General features: G+C 60.6%; 15 protein-coding genes. 5 read left to right on the forward strand and 10 right to left on the reverse strand.

Annotation, left to right across the window (positions count from 1 at the left end; genetic code table 11):
* Positions 1–80 precede the first annotated feature (80 nt).
* Positions 81–641: a hypothetical protein gene (locus tag BLU28_RS16615; protein WP_004441493.1), complete on the forward strand. Its 561-nt coding sequence runs from the start codon at positions 81–83 to the stop codon at positions 639–641.
* 13 nt (positions 642–654) lie between these two features.
* Here the strand turns inward: BLU28_RS16615 and folK are convergent, their stop codons facing one another.
* From folK to folP, 3 genes are all read right to left on the reverse strand, one after another.
* A complete protein-coding gene (folK, locus tag BLU28_RS16620) occupies positions 655–1,170 on the reverse strand; it encodes a 2-amino-4-hydroxy-6-hydroxymethyldihydropteridine diphosphokinase (protein ID WP_004441490.1) in 516 nt (171 codons plus the stop codon).
* Between the two features lie 4 nt (positions 1,171–1,174).
* The gene (folB, locus tag BLU28_RS16625; RefSeq protein ID WP_003502532.1) at positions 1,175–1,540 is read right to left on the reverse strand and encodes a dihydroneopterin aldolase; all 366 of its coding nucleotides are present in this window, start codon (positions 1,538–1,540) and stop codon (positions 1,175–1,177) included.
* 78 nt (positions 1,541–1,618) lie between these two features.
* Positions 1,619–2,404, reverse strand: coding sequence for a dihydropteroate synthase (gene folP / locus BLU28_RS16630; RefSeq protein ID WP_077987087.1), 786 nt, complete (start codon positions 2,402–2,404; stop codon positions 1,619–1,621).
* 178 nt (positions 2,405–2,582) lie between these two features.
* Here folP and BLU28_RS16635 point away from each other — a divergent pair, with 178 nt between their 5' ends.
* Complete coding sequence (locus tag BLU28_RS16635; protein WP_004441483.1) at positions 2,583–3,209, forward strand: DUF922 domain-containing Zn-dependent protease; 627 nt, start codon at positions 2,583–2,585, stop codon at positions 3,207–3,209.
* A 302-nt stretch (positions 3,210–3,511) separates the two neighbouring features.
* Here BLU28_RS16635 and BLU28_RS16640 read toward each other — a convergent pair whose 3' ends face one another.
* Positions 3,512–3,832, reverse strand: coding sequence for a 2Fe-2S iron-sulfur cluster-binding protein (locus tag BLU28_RS16640; RefSeq protein ID WP_006697584.1), 321 nt, complete (start codon positions 3,830–3,832; stop codon positions 3,512–3,514).
* A gap of 131 nt (positions 3,833–3,963) precedes the next feature.
* Positions 3,964–4,332: an Hpt domain-containing protein gene (locus BLU28_RS16645; RefSeq protein ID WP_035211905.1), complete on the reverse strand. Its 369-nt coding sequence runs from the start codon at positions 4,330–4,332 to the stop codon at positions 3,964–3,966.
* A 477-nt stretch (positions 4,333–4,809) separates the two neighbouring features.
* Here BLU28_RS16645 and BLU28_RS16650 point away from each other — a divergent pair, with 477 nt between their 5' ends.
* A complete protein-coding gene (locus tag BLU28_RS16650; RefSeq protein WP_077987086.1) occupies positions 4,810–11,175 on the forward strand; it encodes an apolipoprotein A-IV repeat region-like domain-containing protein in 6,366 nt (2,121 codons plus the stop codon).
* A gap of 110 nt (positions 11,176–11,285) precedes the next feature.
* Here the strand turns inward: BLU28_RS16650 and BLU28_RS16655 are convergent, their stop codons facing one another.
* Complete coding sequence (locus tag BLU28_RS16655) at positions 11,286–12,203, reverse strand: PhzF family phenazine biosynthesis protein (protein ID WP_006698029.1); 918 nt, start codon at positions 12,201–12,203, stop codon at positions 11,286–11,288.
* A 307-nt stretch (positions 12,204–12,510) separates the two neighbouring features.
* Between BLU28_RS16655 and BLU28_RS16660 the strand changes: the two genes are divergently transcribed.
* Positions 12,511–13,284 (forward strand): NAD kinase, encoded by a 774-nt coding sequence (locus BLU28_RS16660; protein WP_004441471.1) that lies wholly within the window; start codon positions 12,511–12,513, stop codon positions 13,282–13,284.
* Positions 13,285–13,304: 20 nt separating this feature from the next.
* Positions 13,305–13,805, forward strand: a complete 501-nt coding sequence (locus BLU28_RS16665) for a hypothetical protein (protein ID WP_035211860.1) — start codon at positions 13,305–13,307, stop codon at positions 13,803–13,805.
* 25 nt (positions 13,806–13,830) lie between these two features.
* On the opposite strand, the gene BLU28_RS16670 is transcribed toward BLU28_RS16665, so the two are convergent.
* The 4 genes from BLU28_RS16670 to BLU28_RS16690 all read right to left on the reverse strand — a co-directional run bounded on the left by BLU28_RS16670 (position 13,831) and on the right by BLU28_RS16690 (position 19,651).
* Entirely contained in the window at positions 13,831–14,313 is a 483-nt protein-coding gene (locus tag BLU28_RS16670) for a cysteine hydrolase family protein (protein ID WP_006698028.1), read from the reverse strand.
* Between the two features lie 75 nt (positions 14,314–14,388).
* Positions 14,389–15,520, reverse strand: a protein-coding gene (gene prfB, locus BLU28_RS16675) for a peptide chain release factor 2 (RefSeq protein ID WP_004441463.1) whose coding sequence is annotated in 2 segments (ribosomal slippage) — positions 14,389–15,450 and positions 15,452–15,520 — 1,131 coding nt in all. Because the reading frame shifts where the segments join, the coding sequence is not laid out codon by codon here.
* A 98-nt stretch (positions 15,521–15,618) separates the two neighbouring features.
* Positions 15,619–18,066 carry a penicillin-binding protein 1A gene (locus BLU28_RS16685; RefSeq protein ID WP_004441461.1) on the reverse strand — a complete coding sequence of 816 codons (2,448 nt, stop codon included), beginning with the start codon at positions 18,064–18,066 and terminating at the stop codon, positions 15,619–15,621.
* Between the two features lie 325 nt (positions 18,067–18,391).
* Positions 18,392–19,651 carry an N-acetylmuramoyl-L-alanine amidase gene (locus tag BLU28_RS16690; RefSeq protein WP_035211863.1) on the reverse strand — a complete coding sequence of 420 codons (1,260 nt, stop codon included), beginning with the start codon at positions 19,649–19,651 and terminating at the stop codon, positions 18,392–18,394.
* Positions 19,652–20,023 lie beyond the last annotated feature (372 nt).

The following is a 20,023-nucleotide window of genomic DNA, read 5'->3' on the forward strand; positions in this document are numbered from 1 at the left end:
GAGTGAAATAAACCAAGCATTAACCATTCCGCCGGTAGATTGCAGCCTATCGAACAGGCTTCTTCGCCGGGGAAAGTATCATGTATTCGCGCTTCTTTTCGCTTGTGGGCGGACTTGCCGCCATATTGTCCGTCAGCGGCGGTTTCGGCATGTCTGACGTGCATGCCGCATCACGCGATCGCGACGACGTGTTTTTCCGCTCCGTTGCCGGCGTCTGGAAGGGTCCGGGCGAAATCGTCGCCGGCAAATACAAGGGCACGAAATTCACCTGCGACCTGACGGGCGAACCGCTTGACGACAAGCAGACCGGCATAAAGCTCGGCGGCACCTGCCGCGTCGGCGTCTTCAGCCAGCCCATGTCCGCCGTCATCAGCCAGAAGGGCAACAGCTACGAAGGCAGGTTCCTTGATGGCGCGGCCGGCAAGGGTCTGGACATCACCTCCGGACAGGTCAGCGGCGACAAGGTCGTCGTCGGCATCAACCGCGCCAAACTCAACGGTGCAATGGTTGCCCGCGTCTCCAACGACAATTCGATGAACATCACCATCTCGGTGAAGGTCGCCGATCAGATGATACCGGTCATCGGCGTCACGCTGGCGCGCGATATCGACCAGCTGGCTGTCGGCTCGATCAAGCCGTAAAGACTACAGTTTTTCAGCCATTGCCAGGCGGGAGTGTCCACCACTCCCGCTTTTCGTTTGCGCTGACAATGCCGCTCTTGTCCGCCTGCTGAAGCCATTCCCGGACGGACTTTCCCCTGACCTGGAGATCAGGCGCTATATCAGCAAGCGGCATCAGCACGAAAGCGCGCTCCGTCATGCGTGGATGCGGCACTTCAATGCTTTCCGTAACGATAGACTGGTTCCCGAAGGTCAGCACATCGATATCGATGGTGCGCGGGCCCCAGCGTTCCGTCCGTACCCGTTTCATGCCTTTTTCGATATCGAGGCACAGTTCCAGCAGCGCGGGCGCCGGAAGCGCGGTCTCGACCAAAGCGCAGCAATTGAAAAAATCGGCCTGATCGGTCTTGCCCCATGGAGGTGTGCGGTAAAGGTTGGAGACGGCCATCAGGCGGCAATCGCCATGCGCATCGAGTTCGCGCAGTGCCCTGGCCATGGCGGCGGCCGCGTCGCCGATATTGCCGCCGAGACCCAGGGCAGCGACGGTCATCGTTTCAGGCTCGGTGTTCAACGCTCACCTGTGCATAATCCAGAATACCTGGAACCGGCGCCGAGGGCTTGCGCACCGTGATGCGCAGCCAGACGATTTGCGGATAACGGGCACGCAGCGCCTTGGCGATGTCGTTCGCAAGCGCCTCTATGAGATACCGGCGCTGGCCGACGACGATCTTTTCGATGACCGCGAAAGCCACGCCATAATCGACGGTGTTCTCAATATCGTCGGTTTCCAGCGCGTCGCCCGCCTCGACCTCCATCTCGGCATCGACGAAAAAGCGCTGCCCCAACACCTCTTCCTGTTCAAGAAGACCATGACGGGCAAAGAAGGAACAGTTTTTCAGGATGATGGTATAGCGGCTCATCGCATCGCCTCCATGGCAGGACTGTTTCGCCGGAAAGCCGCACCCTCCTCGGGACATGACATTCCGGCACTCATTGATCTAGGCATCGGCCTTTGCCGACGCTTTGGCAAGAACCGCATCGGCGATTGCCAATGCATCACGCGTCGCGGCGACATTGTGCACACGAAAAATCGAAGCGCCGGCAAGCCTCAGGATCGCCGTCGTCGCAGCCGTTCCGATATCGCGTTCATCGGCCGCATCCCGGCCCGTCAGCGACCCGATAAAACGCTTGCGCGACGTGCCGGCAAGAACCGGCAGGCCAAAGGCGGCAAGCTCGCTGAAACGGGCCATCAGCTCAACATTTTCCCGCTCATCCTTGGCAAAACCAAAACCGGGATCCAGCACGACGGCATCGCGGGCAACACCCGCGTCCTCGGCGATCTCGAGCGAATGATTGAGGAATTCGAACTGATCGGCGATGACATCGGCGAGCTTCTGCCGGTCACGGCCGGTATGCATGATGCAGACGCCCGCGCGGGTAGCGCCGACCACGCCCGCCATTTCGGCGTCTTTCTGCAAACCGAAAACGTCATTGACGATATGCGCCCCTGCCGCGATGGCGAGCCGAGCCGTCGAAGCGCGATAGGTATCGACGGAAATCAATACATCCGTCTCGCGGCGCAATTTCTCGATGACGGGCAGCACCCGATCCTGCTCCTCGGCTTCCGTTACCGCGCCAGCCCCGGGCCTGGTGGACTCGCCGCCGATATCGATGATGTCGGCTCCTTCTTCCACGCAGGTCAGCGCATGGGAAAAAGCCGCATCGACGGCGAGATAACGGCCGCCATCCGAAAAGGAATCGGGCGTTGCGTTGACGATGGCCATAATACGGCCACGCCCATCAAGTTTCAGGGAGCGGCCATGGGCCGCTTGCCACGCGTTGCTGCCGGCTGTTATCACGTAACACGTGCCTTTCGGAATAACGGAGTGTTATGCCAATTCTTATAAGTTCCGCTCCGCCTATGCAGCAAACGTTTTTCAAGTTCAACCGGAAGGCCGGGTCATGACCAAATCATCACGTGCTCTTTGCGCCGCTTTGGCGGTCGCAGTCGCACTTTCCATCCCCGGACCGGCTTTTTCCGAAACCATCGTCCGCAAGACCTATTCCTATTTTTCGATCAGCGGCAAAACCGCCGCCGACCTCGACCAGCAGCTTTCCAGGCACGGCCCGCTGACCCGCAATACCGGCGCGCGCCATCCGGGCGCGACCGAAATCAAATTCGGTGGCGAACTCACCTATGTTGAGAAAAACGGCCTTTGCAGCGTCGGAACCGCCAAAGTGGTGCTGAATACCCGGATTCTCCTGCCGCAATGGAAAAACCGCCGCCGCACCACGGCGGAACTGGCCTTCATCTGGGATACGCTGCTTGCCGATATCAAGCGCCACGAGGAACGGCACGCCGAAATCGCCCGCACTCACGCCCGTTCGCTCGAAAGGCAGTTGACCGCGCTTCGCCCCCAGAAAAACTGTGAAACGCTGCAGGAAATGGTTGGCAAGATCACCCAGACGGTGATGGACGAGCACGACAGGGACCAGATGCGGTTCGACGTGGTGGAATCGCGAAATTTCGATGCCCGCATGACACGGCTCCTGAAAAACCGGCTCGAACAGGGACAGAGCCGCCGCTGAGAGATCCGCGCCTTTCTTCCGACAAAGCTGAATGATTGGCCGACATGACGTAACGTGATGTCCGATCTCACCCGTGACTTCTGGTGATGGTGCGTCCGGTGAGACTCATTGTACGTTCTACGTACGGTTTCGGACCATCCTGTCTCAAAAGCTTTGATGGTCGCAGCCGCCTCCGGTTCTCCCGGTGCGCACTTGAGGGCTCGCAGGTGTTTCCTCCCTCGCCTGCATGCTGCGTACCCGCCTCGCCCCGCTCCCCGCTACCTTGGTGAGCGGGGCTTTTTCTGCCGCAAAGCCGTTTCGTCTCAGCCCTGGCGCTCAGGAACGTGAACGACGAGACCGTCAAGGTCGTCGCTCATCTTGATCTGACAGGAAAGACGCGAAGTCGGCCGCACGTCGAAAGCGAAATCCAGCATGTCTTCTTCCATCGGCTCCGGCCCGCCAACGCGCTCCGACCAGGCGTCGTCGACATAGACATGACAGGTGGCGCAGGCGCAGGCACCGCCACATTCCGCGTCGATGCCGGGGATGGAGTTGCGCACGGCATTCTCCATCACGGTGGAACCGTTGCTCACGTCGAGTTCATGGGGCGTGCCGTCAAAGGCAACGATCGTCAGTTTTGTCATGCCGAAATCCAGAATGTGATCTAAGAACTGTTCTAAACACATAGAAAGGCCGGTTCGCCTTGGCAACCCGCTTGGAGGGCGCCCAGGGCCTCAACCGGCCTTGCGAAACCGCAATTTTGATGAATTACGCCTCAGCGGCAAAGTTTCAGGATGAAATTTTCCGCCTCGACAATGGCGGCCGCAAGCTTTGCAATCGCGACGCTGTCATTGCCACCAGCCTCCACGGCGGCGGCAGCCACAGAAACATCAAAGGCGCCGACAGCCTGTGCTGCGCCCTTCAAACGGTGCGCTGTCGCCTTCACGCCCGTGTCGCCGGCGCCCGCCATTTCGTGCAGCGCGGCGCGCGCATTGCGGCTGAACAGTTGCAGCACCTCGATCTCAAGATTCTTGTCGCCCATCGTCTGACGGGCCAGATGATCGAAATCGATAGGCTTTTTTCCAGTGACCGGCGCGCCGCCGCAATTATCGGGCGCTTCGAAAGCGATACTGACTGCTGCCATGTCTCAAATTCCTGTCTTGCCGTTTCCTGTTTCGTGTCACATCTGTGTCGTATTCAGGCATCCTAACCCGTGCTATCGGCTTAAATTACGGCGTGACGCGGCTGAAAATCTTCTGCTATGGTTAATTTATGTTAAACTTATGCGAAACAAGGCGTTCAGCGTGAAACTCAGGTTTAAAAACTGTTAAAAAGCCGACACTTCGCCACCACCGCAAATCCGCATTAATTGTTTCGAACACCTAAATGTGTCACTACGGTACTGCTGTTGCTGCGAGGCCTAAGCACAAGCTTTGTTATTGCGGCACAGTGTTGTAATTTCGCCCGAAAGCTGGATCACCAGCATTCGGGATTTGGTAAGTGGCGGGATTGTTCTCTCTTGGAGGGATATGTTCCGCTGGCATGATGGCGGCAGTCCGCCTGCATAGGCAGGCGGTCCAACGGCATGAAGCCGGGCGTATGTGTAACGAGGCGTAACCGCATGGCGAATAACAAGATCAGCGACTCTGTCGACGAGACTGCTTTCCAGGCATTGGAAGATGCCCTGCAGCTTGGCGCTTTCGAAGAAAAGCCGGAGACGCGGAAGACTGCAGCGCCGAAGCAGCCGGAGGCCAGAGTGAAGGAAGCCAGCAGACCGACCCCTGCTCCCGAAGTCGCGCGCACGCCTGTCGAACCGGCGCCGAAATCGCCCAATCTCGAAGCGGCCAATGACGGGTCCAAGCGCAGCCCGGCCATGATCCTTAAATCGCTGGAAGGCGGGTCCATCGGCGGCGCGCTTCGCAACGCCACGATCATGTCGGTCATATGGGCGCTCGGCGGCCTTGGCATCGCGCATCTTCTTTACGGCAATGCGCTCTGGAATATCGGTTCGCTTTCCGACCTCGCCGCGATCCCCGGCCTGATGGCGATCGTCGTCGGCATTCTGGTGCCGGTCATGTTATTCTTCGCCTTCGCCATCATGATGGCGCGTGCCCGCGATCTGCGCAACGCCGCCCGCTCCATGGCGGAAGTCGCGCTTCGTCTTGCCGAACCCGAAACCGTTGCCTCTGACCGCATCATGTCCGTTGGCCAGGCGGTTCGCCGTGAAGTCTCGGCCATGAATGACGGTATCGAGCGCACCATTGCGCGTGCGACCGAACTCGAAACCCTCGTCCATTCCGAAGTCAATGCGCTTGAGCGCAGCTATGCGGACAATGAGCTGCGCGTGCGCAGCCTCGTGCAGGAACTGACCGCCGAACGCGACGCAATCGTCAACCATGCCGAGCGCATCCGCTCCTCCATCGTCGGCGCGCAGGAACAGATCAAGGAAGAACTCTCCATCGTCGGCGAAGAGCTTTCGATGCGGATCGCCACGACCGGCGAGGCCTTTGCGTCGATGATCGACACACGTTCGGCGGCTCTCCTGGAAAAATCGCGCGCTTCGACGGAAGCGATGGGCAGCCTGATCGCTGCCAAGACCGAGAACCTGCTTCAGGCGCTGAACTCCTCCGGCACGACGATTTCCAACGAATTCGACATGCGGCTGCATAATCTCACCTCGACGCTGGACGAACGCGGTGAAGTGCTGCTCGAACGTTTCGCGATCCATGCCTCGACGCTCGACAGCGGCGTGGAAAGCCTCAACAGCGCGCTTGAGGAACGCACCCGCCAGCTCAACGAGACGCTTTCCAGCCGCACGCTCGAGCTCAACCGCAATATCGAACGCGGCCAGCAGATCATCGGCGGTTCGCTGGATACCGTGCTCGACAAGCTCTCCACGACGCTCGAGGAAAAAGGCCTCTCCTTCCGCCAGAGCCTGCAGAGCACGGCCGACGACGCCATCATGGATCTCGATCTCCGCTCCGGCCTCTATGAGGAACGGATGCAGGCGACGGTGGGTCAGGTCAACTCGGCCTTCGATGAACACGTGGCGCAATTCGCCAGCGCCTTCGACCAGCGCGCCGGCAGCCTCGATAGCAAGCTGATGGAAAGCCTTGCCCGGATCAACGAAACCGTGGCGGGCGGTTCTGAAGCGCTAGACACCATGTTGAGCGCCGGTCTGGAACGCATCGGCACCACCATGACCGATCAGTCGCTGGCGCTCGCCACCGCGCTCGGCACGGGTCAGGAAATGCTGGAAAGCGCGCTTGAGGCCCGGACTCAGGCCTTCAGCGACGCGATCGGCCAGCGCACCGCCGAAATCACAGACGTCTTCGCCAATTCGCACGAGAAGATCGACGCCGTGCTGTCGGAACGCAGCAACGCCCTGTTCGGCGCGCTTTCGGCCAGCCAGAACCGTTTCGACGAAGCGCTCGCCAGCCGTTCCATGGCGATTACCGGCTCCGTCTCCGGCACGGCAGAACGCCTCGCTGCCATGCTCGACGAACGTGCAGCTGCGATCAACAACGTCGTCGCCGACGTGGAACGTCGCCTTGCCGAAACGCTCGAAACGCGGGCCGCAGCCATTACCGGCGCAGTCTCCGGCATCGAGGACCGCATCTCCGACACGCTGGAAAGCCGCACGGCTGCCCTGCACGACGTCGTCTCCGGAGCCGAGAGCCGTATCGCCGAAACGCTTGATGGCCGCACGGCTGCGCTTTCCAGCACCATTTCCGGCGTCGAGGAACGCATCGCCGACACCATGGACAGCCGCACGCTGTCGCTCGACATGACCTTCGCCAATGTGGAGGAACGGCTTTCCGAGACGCTCGACAACCGCACCTCCGCCCTCACCGGCATCGTAGCGAGCGCCGAAGAGAAAATTGCCGGCGCGCTGGACAGCCGTACAGCCGCGCTCGGCGATGTGGTGGCGGGCGCCGAAACCCGGATTGCAGAAACGCTGGACGGCCGCACCGCAGCCCTCAACGCCGTGGTTTCGGGTGCGGAAGAACGCATCACGGATGCACTCGACAGCCGCACGATGGCGCTGGATATGGCCTTCTCCGGAGTCGAGGAAAAAATCACCGAAACGCTTGATACACGCACCGCAGCCCTCGGCGAGTTGGTGGCCAGCGCCGAAACCCGCATCGCCGGCGCGCTCGACAGCCGGACGGATTCCCTGAAGTCAGTCGTTTCCGGCGCGGAAGAGCGCATCACCGACGTCCTCGACAGCCGCACGATGGCGCTCGACATGAGCTTCTCGGGCGTAGAGGAAAAGATCGCGGATATTCTCGACGGCCGCACCGCCGCCCTGCACAGCGCCGTTTCCGGCGTGGAAGACCGCATTGCCAGCGCGCTTGACACCCGCACGGCGGCTCTTTCCGGTATCGTATCGGGTGCGGAAGAACGCATCGCCGATGCGCTCGACAGCCGCACCATGGCGCTCGACATGACCATTTCGGGTGTCGAAGAACGGATCGCCGAAGCCATGGACGCCAGGGCGTCATCGCTTTCGCTTGCGGCGGCCGGCGTCGGCCAACGCCTGGAAGCCACTGCTTTCACGCTTGAAAATGCGCTTGCCAGCGGCCATGAGCGGCTCGAATCCATGCTCGGCTCGCAGGCCGAGCGTATTGCCGGATCGCTGGAACGCAACAGCGGTCTGATCGAGCAGAGCGTTTCGGGCGCAGCCAACCGCATTGAAAGCGTCGTTGAAGACGGCAGCACCCGGTTTGCGCAGACCGTGGAAGAAGGCGTCTCGCGCCTCGAAAGCAATCTTTCACAATCGCACGAGGACATCCGCAGCACGCTTGAGCAGCGTCAGGCAGAAATTGCAGCCACGCTCAGCTCCGCCACGACCCAGATGGGCGACATGCTCTCCGAGCAGGCGATGATGATCGGCACCACGGTCGCCTCCAGCGCCAGCATGCTTGAACTGTCGCTCGAAACCCAGCAGGAAACGCTGCAGAAGGCGATTGACGGTAGTGCGGCAACGCTGGAAGAGCGTCTTCGCAACAGCGCCGGTGATATCGCCGTCAAGATCGGCGAAGCCGCACGCGAAATCGGCGGCGCGACGGACGCCCTCTCCTCGAAAATCGAGACCTCTATCGGCAACGTCACCACCCGTCTCGACGAAACCGGCACCCGCATCGAGACCTCTCTCGATACGCTTCAGGCACGCGTCGGCGGCGATCTCGCCAATGTGAACACGTCGATTGAGGATGCCGGCCGCCGCTTCGCCGAGGCGCTGGAAGACAAGACAGCCGTCTTTGCGCGCACCAGCGATGAGGCCGCCGAGCGGATCACCGGCATCCTGGACGAGCAGACGACCCGCGTTGCCGACACCTTCGAAAGCCGCACCAGCCGCCTGGCCGAAACCTTCGATACCGGCACGGCCCGCATCGATGAGCGCCTCGGCACGATGGACCGCGCACTGACGATCGGTCTCGAAAACGTCAATCGCACCATCGAAGGCAAGGCCACCGATCTTGCTGTCAGCCTGCGTGGCGCGGTTACCTCTGCCACGCAAAGCATCGGCGACGAAGCTGCCCGTTCCTCCGCCCTGCTCGCGAAGTCCGGCGCGGAGTTCGCCGAACAGGTGCAGGCACAGAACGAGGCCTTTACCAAGGCCATCGAGGAACGCTCGGGTGAAATCGTCAACCGTATTTCGGATGCACAGACGCGCCTCTCCGGCCAGGCTGCCGCCGTGGCGCAGACCTTCTCCGAGGCGGGCAACATCATCGTCAACAAGGTTGCCGAGGCTGAAGCCGTTGTCCGCTCACAGGTTGGTGTCATTTCCGAGACTTTGACGGGTGTTGAATCCGCCCTCGATGCGCGCGGCGAATCGATCCGTTCGGCACTGGACAACCGCACCCGCGAACTCAACTCGATGCTGGCCAGCCGCTCCGCGGAGCTGTCGCGTCTTATCGAGGAAAAGGCAAAGCCTGTCGTCGACGAATATGCCACCATCGGCCGCGAAGCCGCCGAAAAGATCGTGTCCGCCGCCCAGCAGAGCGCCGAGCTTCTGTCGCAGAGCAATAGCGGCATGGTCGGCATGGTGGAGCAGGCAATCAGCGATTATGCCGCCGCCGGAACGGATGCGGCAAGCAAGCTGGTCGCAGCCACTCGCCAGAGCACCGACATGTTGTCGGAAACCCATACTGCAATGGCGGACGCCGTCGAACAGGGTATCGACAAATATGCCCGCGCCGGCAGCGAAGCAGCCAACAAGCTGGTTGCCGCCACTCGTCAGAGCACGGATATGCTGTCGCAGACCCATAACAGCATGGCCGAAATCGTCGAACAGTCGGCAACCAACTTCAATTCGGCCGTTGAGCGCGCCGCTCAGGGCTTCGGTGCAGCGGATGAAGCGCTGAATGCGTCTGCAGCCCGTTTCTCGGAGTCCGCGTCGCAGGCCGCCGACATGGTGTCCAGTTCCAGCCGTCTGCTGGAAGGAAAGATCGACCGTCTGTCGAATATTTCCGGCCAGACGCTGGCACAGGTCGCTGGCATCGTCAGCCGCTTCGAAGAACATTCGAAGGTGCTGAGCCAGGCATCCGAGCTGCTGAATGCCGCCCAGTCGAGCCTCGTCGGCACGCTGGAAGAACGCCAGGATGCGTTGCGCAGCCTGTCTGTCGGCCTCGTCAAGCGTTCCGAGGAAATCGAAAGCGCGATGCGCAATGTCATTGGTGTGGTGGAAACCACACTTAACGAGGCTGAAGAGCGTTCGCAGAACGTCGCCGGCAACCTGCGTGAAAATCTGCAGGCTTCCTTCTCCGATATCGGCCGCTCGCTTGATGAAACCGAACAGCGCGCCCGTTCGGCGGCACAGACCATGCGGGGCGCCCTGCTCGCCGCCGGTCAGGATGCCAGCCGCTCGATCGAGAGCACGCTTTCCGACGCGCAGAAATATTCCGACGAGCTGGTGAACCGCCTGCGCGGCGGTGTCGAATCCTCTCTTTCGGAAGTCGACAACCTTCTCGGCAGTGCTTCCGAAAAATCCAATGCGGCCGCAGCCAACCTCAAGGAAACGCTGCGCCAGGCTGTCGAGGAAGCGGTGAGCCGCTTCGCCGGCGCGACCGATGAAATCCGTCGCTCAAGCCACGATATCCGCCGCGAACTTGACGCGACCCGCGCCGAACTGAAGCGTGGTGCCTTCGACCTGCCGGAAGAAGCCAAGGAAAGTGCGGCCGCAATGCGCCGCGCCGTATCCGAGCAGATCAAGGCGCTGCAGGATATTTCCCAGCTCGTCGGCCGCTCGACGCAGCAGATGGAAGTGTCCGAGCCGGTTGCCCGCGCCATCGCCGCAACCCAGCCGGCCGTCGAGCGCCGCGTAGAGCCGCGCCCGCAGCCCGCAGCCCCGGCGACGGTTCAACAGCAGCGCCCGGCGCAGCAGCAGCCAGCACCTGCCCTGCGCGGCACGTTGCCGCTCGAAAATCGCCAGGTCGAAAACCGGCAAGTCGAGAATCGTCAGGCACCCGCTCCGGCGCAGCCAGTCGCACCAAGCCAGGCGGGACGTCGCGAAGAAGGCGGCGGCTGGATCAGCGATCTGTTGCGCGGCGCCTCCCAGGAGACGCCCGCAGCCTCCGTACCGCGCGCCAGCACCGAGCAACAGCCGACCCGCGCAGCCGACACCCGTAATCCCCGTCACATGGTGGAATCGCTGAACTCGCTCTCCGTCGACATCGCCCGCGCCATCGATCACGATGCGTCGGTGGAACTGTGGCGCCGTTACCAGCGTGGCGAACGCGACGTCTTTACCCGTCGTCTCTACACGCTGAAAGGCCAGACGACCTTCGACGAGATCAAGCGCAAATATGAGCGTGAAGCGGAGTTCCGCACCGCCGTTGACCGCTATATCAACGATTTCGAAAAGCTGCTTGCCGATGTGGCCCGGACCGACCGCGACCGGACCGTGACGCAATCCTACCTCACCTCCGATACCGGCAAGGTCTATACGATGCTTGCCCATGCGGCGGGTCGGTTTAATTGATCTGAACGGCACTGAAAGAAAAACCCCGGTGAAGACCGGGGTTTTTCTTTTGTGCGAGCCAGTTGCTTCGCCATCCTTTCACGCTACGTATTTGACCAGTATGGCCTGCATCAAATCTCGAACGTGCCTGATGCAACCCGCACCGCGTGGCCGCCGATGCGGGCACGGCCGATTTCGCCGTCCTTGATGTCCATGCGCAGGTGGATGTGAGACGGTCTTTCCATCTCCACCCCCTGCTCGATCAAAAGCGGATAATGTCCGTCAGTCAGCCCGTCGAAATGGTGGATGGCGCCCGAAAGCGCGGCGGCGGCCGAGCCGGTTGCGGGGTCTTCGGCAATGCCCATATCCGGGGAGAACATACGGGCATGGAACTTTGCGGCGTGATTGACACCGCCGCGACAGTAAATATAGGCCGCCGTCAGCAGCCCCTCAACCAGCGGTGCGGTGCGCAGCCACAGACCGGCGTCGAAATCCATATCACGCACTGCGGCGATATTATGCATAGGCACCAGCAGGAAAGGCACGCCGGCCGTCCAGATCGATGGCACATGATTTTCAAAACCGAGATGGCCTTCGCTGACACCCAGCGCATCGGCCAGGGCGGCATGATCGAGGGGCAGGTCCACCCTTGAAGATCTGCGCGGCAGATCGAATTCCGCAAAGCTGACGGCGCCGGCGCGCATTTTCACCGCGCAGCGCACGGGCCCCACCTTCTCCTCGAGTACGCAGACCATATCGATGTCGTCGTCGCCATCCCCGCGATTGCGCTCGGCAATCGCTACTGCGGCGCCGACGGTCGGATGTCCGGCGAAAGGCAATTCACCCGAGGGTGTGAATATGCGCAGGGAAGCCGCGTGCGCAGGGTTGCTGGAGCGATTGATGAAAACGGTCTCGGAGAGATTCATCTCCCGGGCGATGGCCTGCATCGTCCCCTGATCGAGGTCATCGGCATCATACATCACCGCCAGCGGGTTTCCCGCCATTTTCGTCTCGGTAAACACATCATAGATATTGTAGTGCAGCGCCACACCCGTCTCCTGCCATTCGACACCTCGTCTGCCTTGCGCAAACTGCATCAGGCCGCCTTACACCGCAACCCTTGTTGCGACAGGAAATCAAGAAGCTGTGGAACGGCGCGATTCAATGGCATGGCCGGGAGAACGTCTCCCTGCCCGAAAGGCCTTGTCGCCGGCGGCCGTCTTCATGTACCAAGGATGCGTCTTGCGGCTTGCGACCGGAGGTCTTGAACGACTTTCGAAGATTGCGAACCGCTTCAACAGGTTACATTGCAGTCGCAGGCCGGGTCCCGGTCTTCGCCGTTGTCGAGGGAAGCGGATGTCGCATTCTACCTATTCACTATCCTTCGTAGCCTCCGCGACTGCGGAGGCGCAGGCGGCGCTGGAAGAGCTGAAAAGCGCTTATGGCAATACTCCGTTTGACGAAGCGGACGTCATCGTGGCTCTCGGCGGTGACGGATTCATGCTGCAGATTCTCAACGAGACGATGAATTCCGGCAAGCGTGTCTACGGCATGAACCGGGGCTCGGTCGGCTTCCTGATGAACGATTACCGGGTGGAAGGCCTCATCGAACGCATTGCGGTGGCAAGCGGCAACGATTTCCACCCCCTGCGCATGACGACGACGGATTCCGACGGCGACGAGTTTACGGCGCTCGCCATGAACGAAGTCAGCCTGTTCCGCCAATCGCATCAGGCTGCCAAGCTTCGGGTCGAGGTGGACGGCAAGGTTCGACTGGAAGAGCTGATCTGCGACGGCATGATGGTGGCGACGCCAGCAGGGTCTACGGCGTATAATTTTTCCGCCCATGGACCGATTCTGCCGCTGGAATCGCCGCTGCTTGCGCTGACGCCGGTCAGCGCTTTCCGTCCGCGGCGCTGGCGCGGCGCGCTTTTGCCGAATAAGGTCACGGTCGACATTCATGTTCTCGAACGCGACAAGCGCCCGGTGAACGCGGTGGCCGACCACACCGAGGTGAAATCCGTTCGTCATGTACGGATCGCACAATCGCAGGACAGGACGGCCAGAATTCTCTCGGATCCGGACCGTTCGTGGTCGGACCGGGTCCTCGCCGAACAGTTCAACAACTGAAGCCAACGATCGACAATGCCATGCAACTGACAAGAACCATCATCGCAGCCTGCCTTTTCGCCGCCGCCGTGCTTCCGGCGCGGGCGCAGACGGAAGCGATTGACGCGCTGCCGGTTTCGGCGATCTTTGTCACCAGCAGCGGCATGTGGGAAGATCGCAATCTTGAGCCGGTGAAGGGGCCTGACGGGCAGCTGCGGCCCCCACCTGCCTCACCAACGCGCGGCTATTACAAGGTCATCGCGATACGTCAGGGCGATGGTACGGCGAAAATTTATCTGCAGCGCATCGCCTTCACCGCCGAGGGGCCGAATCTCCTCGAAAATATCGAGCTCGAGGAATTCAGTCAGATGAAGTCCTATGTCACGGATATTCGTCCCGAAAGCTCGAATGGAGCGCCCGCCTCGCCCGGCCTTTTCGTGACGGTTTATCTCAAGACCGATCCGATGAGCAAGGAAGCGGAAAGCTGGACGATCCTGATCGACGAGCTGGGTGAGATGAAGGTCGAGAAGGCTTCGAACTAGCCCGTGATTGGCCGGTGGGCCTTCGTCATGCGATAGTCTGGGTGTTCAACTCATGAGGGCCATCCAGAACTGCACCGAAATGATGCTTCCACAAGCGCGCGCCCAGTTCGCCGCTGCGGTCGAGACTCGAGCCGACCGTTAGCCACGGCAGAAGCGTGGGATGAAGTCCCGCATCGAAGAGCGCAAAACCGGCAGCCAGAACGCAGGTATCGGCCTGGATGCCGCAGACCAGCACGCGGTCTAGCTTCAGCGACAGAAGATAGTCGATGGCCTCCCGTGGCGGCGCATAGCCATGTTTGATGAAGATGCGATCGGCAACCACCAGCGACTCATCGTCCCTGCCCGGCTTCCAGCCCAGTTGCCGTTCAAATGGCGTCACGCTTTCGTCATGGCGTTCGACAGTGGCGAGGCTGGGCATGGTCTGCGCGAGACTGGATATCTCGGCAACCAGCGTTGCCGGAGGATTGAAGCTCGGCTGGACGTCGACGATATAGAGCGCCTGATTCATGCATCTCCTCCAATGAAAAACCCCTCGCAATGGGTTCGCGAGGGGTGATCTTTTTCGATCGACGCGCCTGGGGCCTCAGTCGATATCCGCCACGTCCACATCCGCACCGCCGCTGATGCGGTGGGCAAGAGCGGCTTCCATGAATTCGTTCAGGTCGCCATCCAGCACGTTGCCGGGCGCCGTGCTTTCCACGCCGGTACGCAGATCCTTCACCAGCTGGTAAGGCTGCAGGACGTAGGAGCGAATCTGGTGGCCCCAGCCTATATCGGTCTTGGATGCCGCCTGCGCATTGGCCGCTTCTTCCCGCTTCTGCAGCTCCACCTCATAAAGGCGGGCGCGCAGCATGTCCCACGCCTTGGCGCGGTTCTTGTGCTGGGAGCGTTCCTGCTGGCAGGCGACGGCAATACCGGTCGGAATGTGCGTGATGCGCACGGCCGAGTCCGTGGTGTTGACGTGCTGACCACCCGCACCGGACGAACGATAGGTATCGATGCGGCAATCGCTTTCATTGATATCGATCTGGATCGAATCGTCGACGACGGGGTAAACCCAGACGGAAGAGAACGACGTGTGGCGACGCGCGTTGCTGTCATACGGCGAAATGCGGACGAGGCGATGCACGCCCGATTCCGTCTTCAGCCAGCCAAAGGCATTATGTCCCTTGACGAGGATCGTCGCGGACTTGATGCCGGCTTCTTCGCCATCGTGGACTTCCAGAACCTCGACCTTGAAACCTTCACGGTCGGCCCAGCGGGTATACATGCGCAGCAGCATGTTCGCCCAGTCCTGGCTTTCGGTGCCGCCAGCGCCGGAGTGCACTTCGAGATAGGTATCATTGCCGTCGGCCTCGCCTGAGAGCATGGCTTCCACCTGACGGCGGTTTGCCTCGCTCTTCAACGCCTTCAGCGCGTCTTCGGCGTCCTTGACGATTTCATCATCGCCCTCCATCTCGCCGAGTTCGATCAGCTCGATATTGTCCCGGAGCTGCTGCTCCAGCGCCTTGACGCCATTGATGCTGTCATCGAGCTGCTGGCGCTCGCGCATCAACTTCTGCGCCTCTGCTGCATCGTTCCAGAGGGTCGGATCCTCTGCCTTGTTGTTCAACCAGTCCAGTCGTCTTATCGCCTGGTCCCAGTCAAAGATGCCTCCTCAGCAGGCTTATGGCCTGCTTGATTTCGTCGACTACGTTCACGATTTCATTGCGCATTTCGCTGGTTCTTCACCTTCATTGAAACTCGTTGCTCAAATAAATGCGGGGGGCGCGGATGTAAAGACCCGCGCCCCCGCCAAACGTCATGGCTGATGTCAATAAAGGCCGCCGCCACCGCCGGTGATGGCCTGCTGCGCCTGAGGCGAGGTCTTCAGAATATCTTCCTGCGACATGTAGCCTTCAGCACCGATGACCGAGAAGCTATCGGCCGGGCCTGTGCCGGGCTTAAAGGCTTCCATGATCGTGTCCGGTTCGCCTTCCGCTGCCGCCATACCGGTCTTGCGGTTGACGGCAACGAAGTTCATGCCTGCAGGCACGATGAACTTGCTCGGCTGGAGATGCTTGGCCGCATCGGCGATGAATTCACCGAAAATCGGCGCAGAAAGCGAGCCGCCGGTACCACCGCGACCGAGCGGTGCGGGCGAGTCGAAACCAATGTACAGGCCGGCAACCATGTCCGGCGTGTAACCGACGAACCAGGCATCCTTTTCATCATTGGTGGTACCCGTCTTGCCGGCAACCGGCAGATCGACCTTGATCTTGCCTGCGGCCGTACCGCGCTGCACGACACCTTCCAGCATGGAGGTGGTCTGATAAGCGGTCATCGGGTCCAGAACCTGTTCGCGGTTGTCGACGATCACAGGCTCATCCTGGTTCTGCCAGCTGGTAGCGTTGCAACCTTCGCAGGCGCGCTCCTCATGGCGGAATATCGTCTTGCCGTAACGGTCCTGAATGCGGTCAATCAGCGTCGGCTTGATCTGCTTGCCACCATTGGCGATGACCGAATAGGCCGAAACCATACGCATCACGGTGGTTTCACCAGAACCGAGCGACATGGAGAGAAGCGGCGGCATCTTGTCGTAGATGCCGAAGCGTTCGGCATATTCCGCCACCAGATTCATGCCCATGTCCTGCGCCAGACGCACGGTCATGAGGTTACGGGACTTTTCGATGCCGAGGCGCAGGGTCGAGGGACCTGCAGAACCGCCGCCGTAATTCTGCGGTTTCCAGACCTGGCCGCCCGACACCACCTCAATGGGCGCATCGAGAATAACCGATGCGGGCGTATAGCCATTGTCGAGCGCCGCTGCATAGATGAACGGCTTGAACGAGGAACCGGGCTGACGCATCGCCTGCGTCGAGCGGTTGAACTCCGATTGCGCATAGGAGAAACCGCCGACCATGGCCAGAACGCGGCCGGTATGCGGGTCCATCACCACCATACCACCCTGCACCTTAGGCGGCTGCCGCAGGCGATATTCATTTCCGGAGCTGGAAAGCGGTTGCGCATAGATGACGTCACCGACTGTCAGGACGCCAACCGGAGACTTGGCGGTGGCTTTCTTGCCTGCCGCGTCACGATAGGCCCAGCGCATGTTCTCCGCAGAGATGTGACCGCGCGTGCGCTTGTCGCCATCTTCCGCATCGGGGTCGGCCTGGATGCCGATATCGACACCATCTGCGGCAACCGCAAGCACGACCGCGACCTTCCATTCCGGAACGTCTCTCAAGCCCTTGACCTTGGCAAGCGCAGCCGTCCAGTCGCCGGCCGTCTCGATCTTTTCGATGGGCCCACGGAAACCGCGACGCTCATCATACTGCACCAGACCATCCTGAAGCGCCTTGCGGGCCTCCATCTGAATCTGGGGATCAAAGGAAGTGCGAACGGAAAGGCCGCCTTCGAGAAGTGCTTCCTCGCCGTATTTCTCGACGATCTGGCGGCGGACTTCTTCGGCAAAGTAGTCGGACGCGAAGATATGCGCGCCACCGCGGCGCAGGTTCACTCCAAGCGGCTGTTTCTTGGCGTCTGCGGCGTCGGAGGCCGTGATATAGCCGTTTTCGGCCATGCGGTCGATCACCCAGTCGCGACGCTCGAGAGCCGCCTTTTCGCGGCGGATGGGATGGTAATTGGCCGGACCTTTCGGCAGCGATGCCAGATAGGCGGTTTCCGCAATGGTCAGTTCCGTCACCGATTTGTTGAAATAGGTGAGCGCCGCACCGGCGATGCCGTAGGAATTCAGGCCGAAGAAGATCTCATTGAGATAAAGCTCAAGAATCTTGTCCTTGGAATAGGTCTGCTCGATGCGGAAGGAAAGAATGGCTTCCTTGAGCTTGCGGTCGATGGTCTGGTCGTTTGTCAGCAGGAAGTTCTTCGCGACCTGCTGGGTGATGGTGGATGCGCCTACCGGACGGCGGCCGGAGCCGAAATTCTGGATATTGACGAGAATGGCACGGCCGAGGCCCCATACATCGACGCCGGGGTGATTGTAAAAATTCTTGTCTTCCGCGGACAGGAAGGCCGCCTTCACCCGGTCGGGAATCGCCTGGATCGGCAGGAACAGGCGCTTCTCATGGGCATATTCCGCCATAAGCGCCCCGTTGCCCGCATGCACGCGGGTCGTGACCGGCGGTTCATAGGTGCTCAGAACTGCGTAATCCGGCAGGTCCTTCGTCACGCCGTGCAAATAAATCGCACCGGCGGCGGCGGCGCACAGGAAGAGCACGCTGGCCAAGCCGAAAAAATATCCAATCAGTCTGATCATACCAAGCTACCGATAATTCGAATCGTAACCATCCACGCCCGAGGAAACGGGCGCATCTTTGCATATCGCGTGCCGTTTTGCACACCATACCTTCGATGACAAGCCGGATACGGCAGCATTCGCTGATATGTTACCGGGCCACCAGCCCGCAACTCCGCGCCAACGCTTTGCGGACCGCCACCGAATCCGAGTTCCGAGTAACGCGGCGAATGTGAGTAAAATAGGGCTCGGCCCCGTTATTCATCCGCAAGGTCCCGAATTGAACAGCATTTTTAGCGATCAATGGCAACGCGGCAACAGCTCGGCCGACACGGCGCATTTCCCTTCAGCCACCGTTCGCCAGAGCCTTCGAACGGTACCGCCCGACGGCTGTTGCCAGCGTATCGGCCACCTTCTTGCGCCACTCCGCATCGAGAAGCAGCTTCTCGTCGTCAGGATTGGAAAGGAAACCAAGCTCGAGAAGCACCGATGGCACGTCATGGGCGCGCAACACCATGAAACCGGCGTAACGATGTGGATTGTTGATGAGGCCAACCTGCCCCTCGAAGGAAGAAACGATGTTTTCGGCGAGTGTCACCGAGAACGCCTGGGTTTCCCGGCGCGTGAAATCGAGGAGAATATCGGCGACTTCCGGCGGCTCGCTGGAAACGGCGACACCGGCGATCTGGTCGGACTTGTTTTCACGCTCCGCCAATTCCTGCGCCATACGGTCCGACGCGCGATCGGACAAAGTATAGACGGTCGCGCCGCGTATGCCCTTCTGTTTCAGTGTATCGGCATGCAGGGAGATGAAAAGATTGGCGTTGTTCTGCCGCGCGATCGTCACGCGTTCGGACAAGGCAAGAAATGTATCGGAATCGCGCGTCAGGAAGGCCTTTATGCCGGGCTCGCGGTTCAGGCGCTCCGCGAGCTCCTTCGCGAACATCAAGGTGATGACCTTTTCCTCGGTGCCTGTCGTGCCACCTGAGGCGCCGGCATCGATGCCTCCATGACCGGCGTCGACCGCGATGACGAATTCCGCCGGGCGGGAAGTCTTGTCCGCGGGAGAAATCGCGGCGGTGGTAACGGGCGCTGGCGCCTGCCACTGCTGCTCCTTCACAAGTTCGGCGAACTTGCCTTTGGTGGTGATCTCCGTATCGAGGACGAAACGGAAGGATTGCCCGTCATCGGCCTTCTTCGTTTCAGCGACCGCCACTCGCACCGGCTTCTTCGCCGTCAGCACGATACGGGCGCTGTTTTCCCCCATTCCGCCGAAGCGAATATCGGAAAAAAGGCCGGTCGGCCTGAGATCGGATGCGGGAAAGCTGAAATTCACCGCCGGGAAGTCCACGACGATGCGGGCGGGAGAATCGAGATAGTGAACATCGAACTCCGGCTCCTCGGCAAAATCGAGAACGATGCGCGTGCGCGCCTCATCACCGATGATGCGGGCCTGATGCGCGACAAGCGGCTCCGTGGCCTGGACGGCCGGCACGACGGAAACCGAGGCGACGGCAGACACTGTCACGACAGCCGCAAGCCGCGCGATTCGCGCGCCAATCCACCCTGCCCCACCTGATTTCGTTGCGCTGCGCGTGAAATTCATGGTCTTCAAGAAATTCCGTATTTCAGTCATTTTCGATAACCGGCGCGGTAAAACACCCGGAACGGTGCCGTTTCAACCACGCCGGACGACAATTTGCGCGTTTGCGCCTCACCATCGCAGGCCTTGGTGAACCAATTGTTAACCCGGAAATTCCACCAACAATATGGCATATTTAGCCAGCCTATTGCTATTATGACAGAGAAAACATACAACATGGATGAGGGTTAAAAGTGTTGACGGGATAGATGCCCGCCGGCTGCCAATCGAAAAAGACGCTGGCGCTGCAAATCGGGCAATCATCTGCCGTCGTTACATTTATCCTGAAACTCGATCAATTCCGGCCGTGGCCGGAGACCTACCCGGTGGCGCTGC

The organism is Agrobacterium pusense (genome assembly GCF_900102105.1).
Classification (GTDB): Bacteria; Pseudomonadota; Alphaproteobacteria; order Rhizobiales; family Rhizobiaceae; genus Agrobacterium; species Agrobacterium pusense.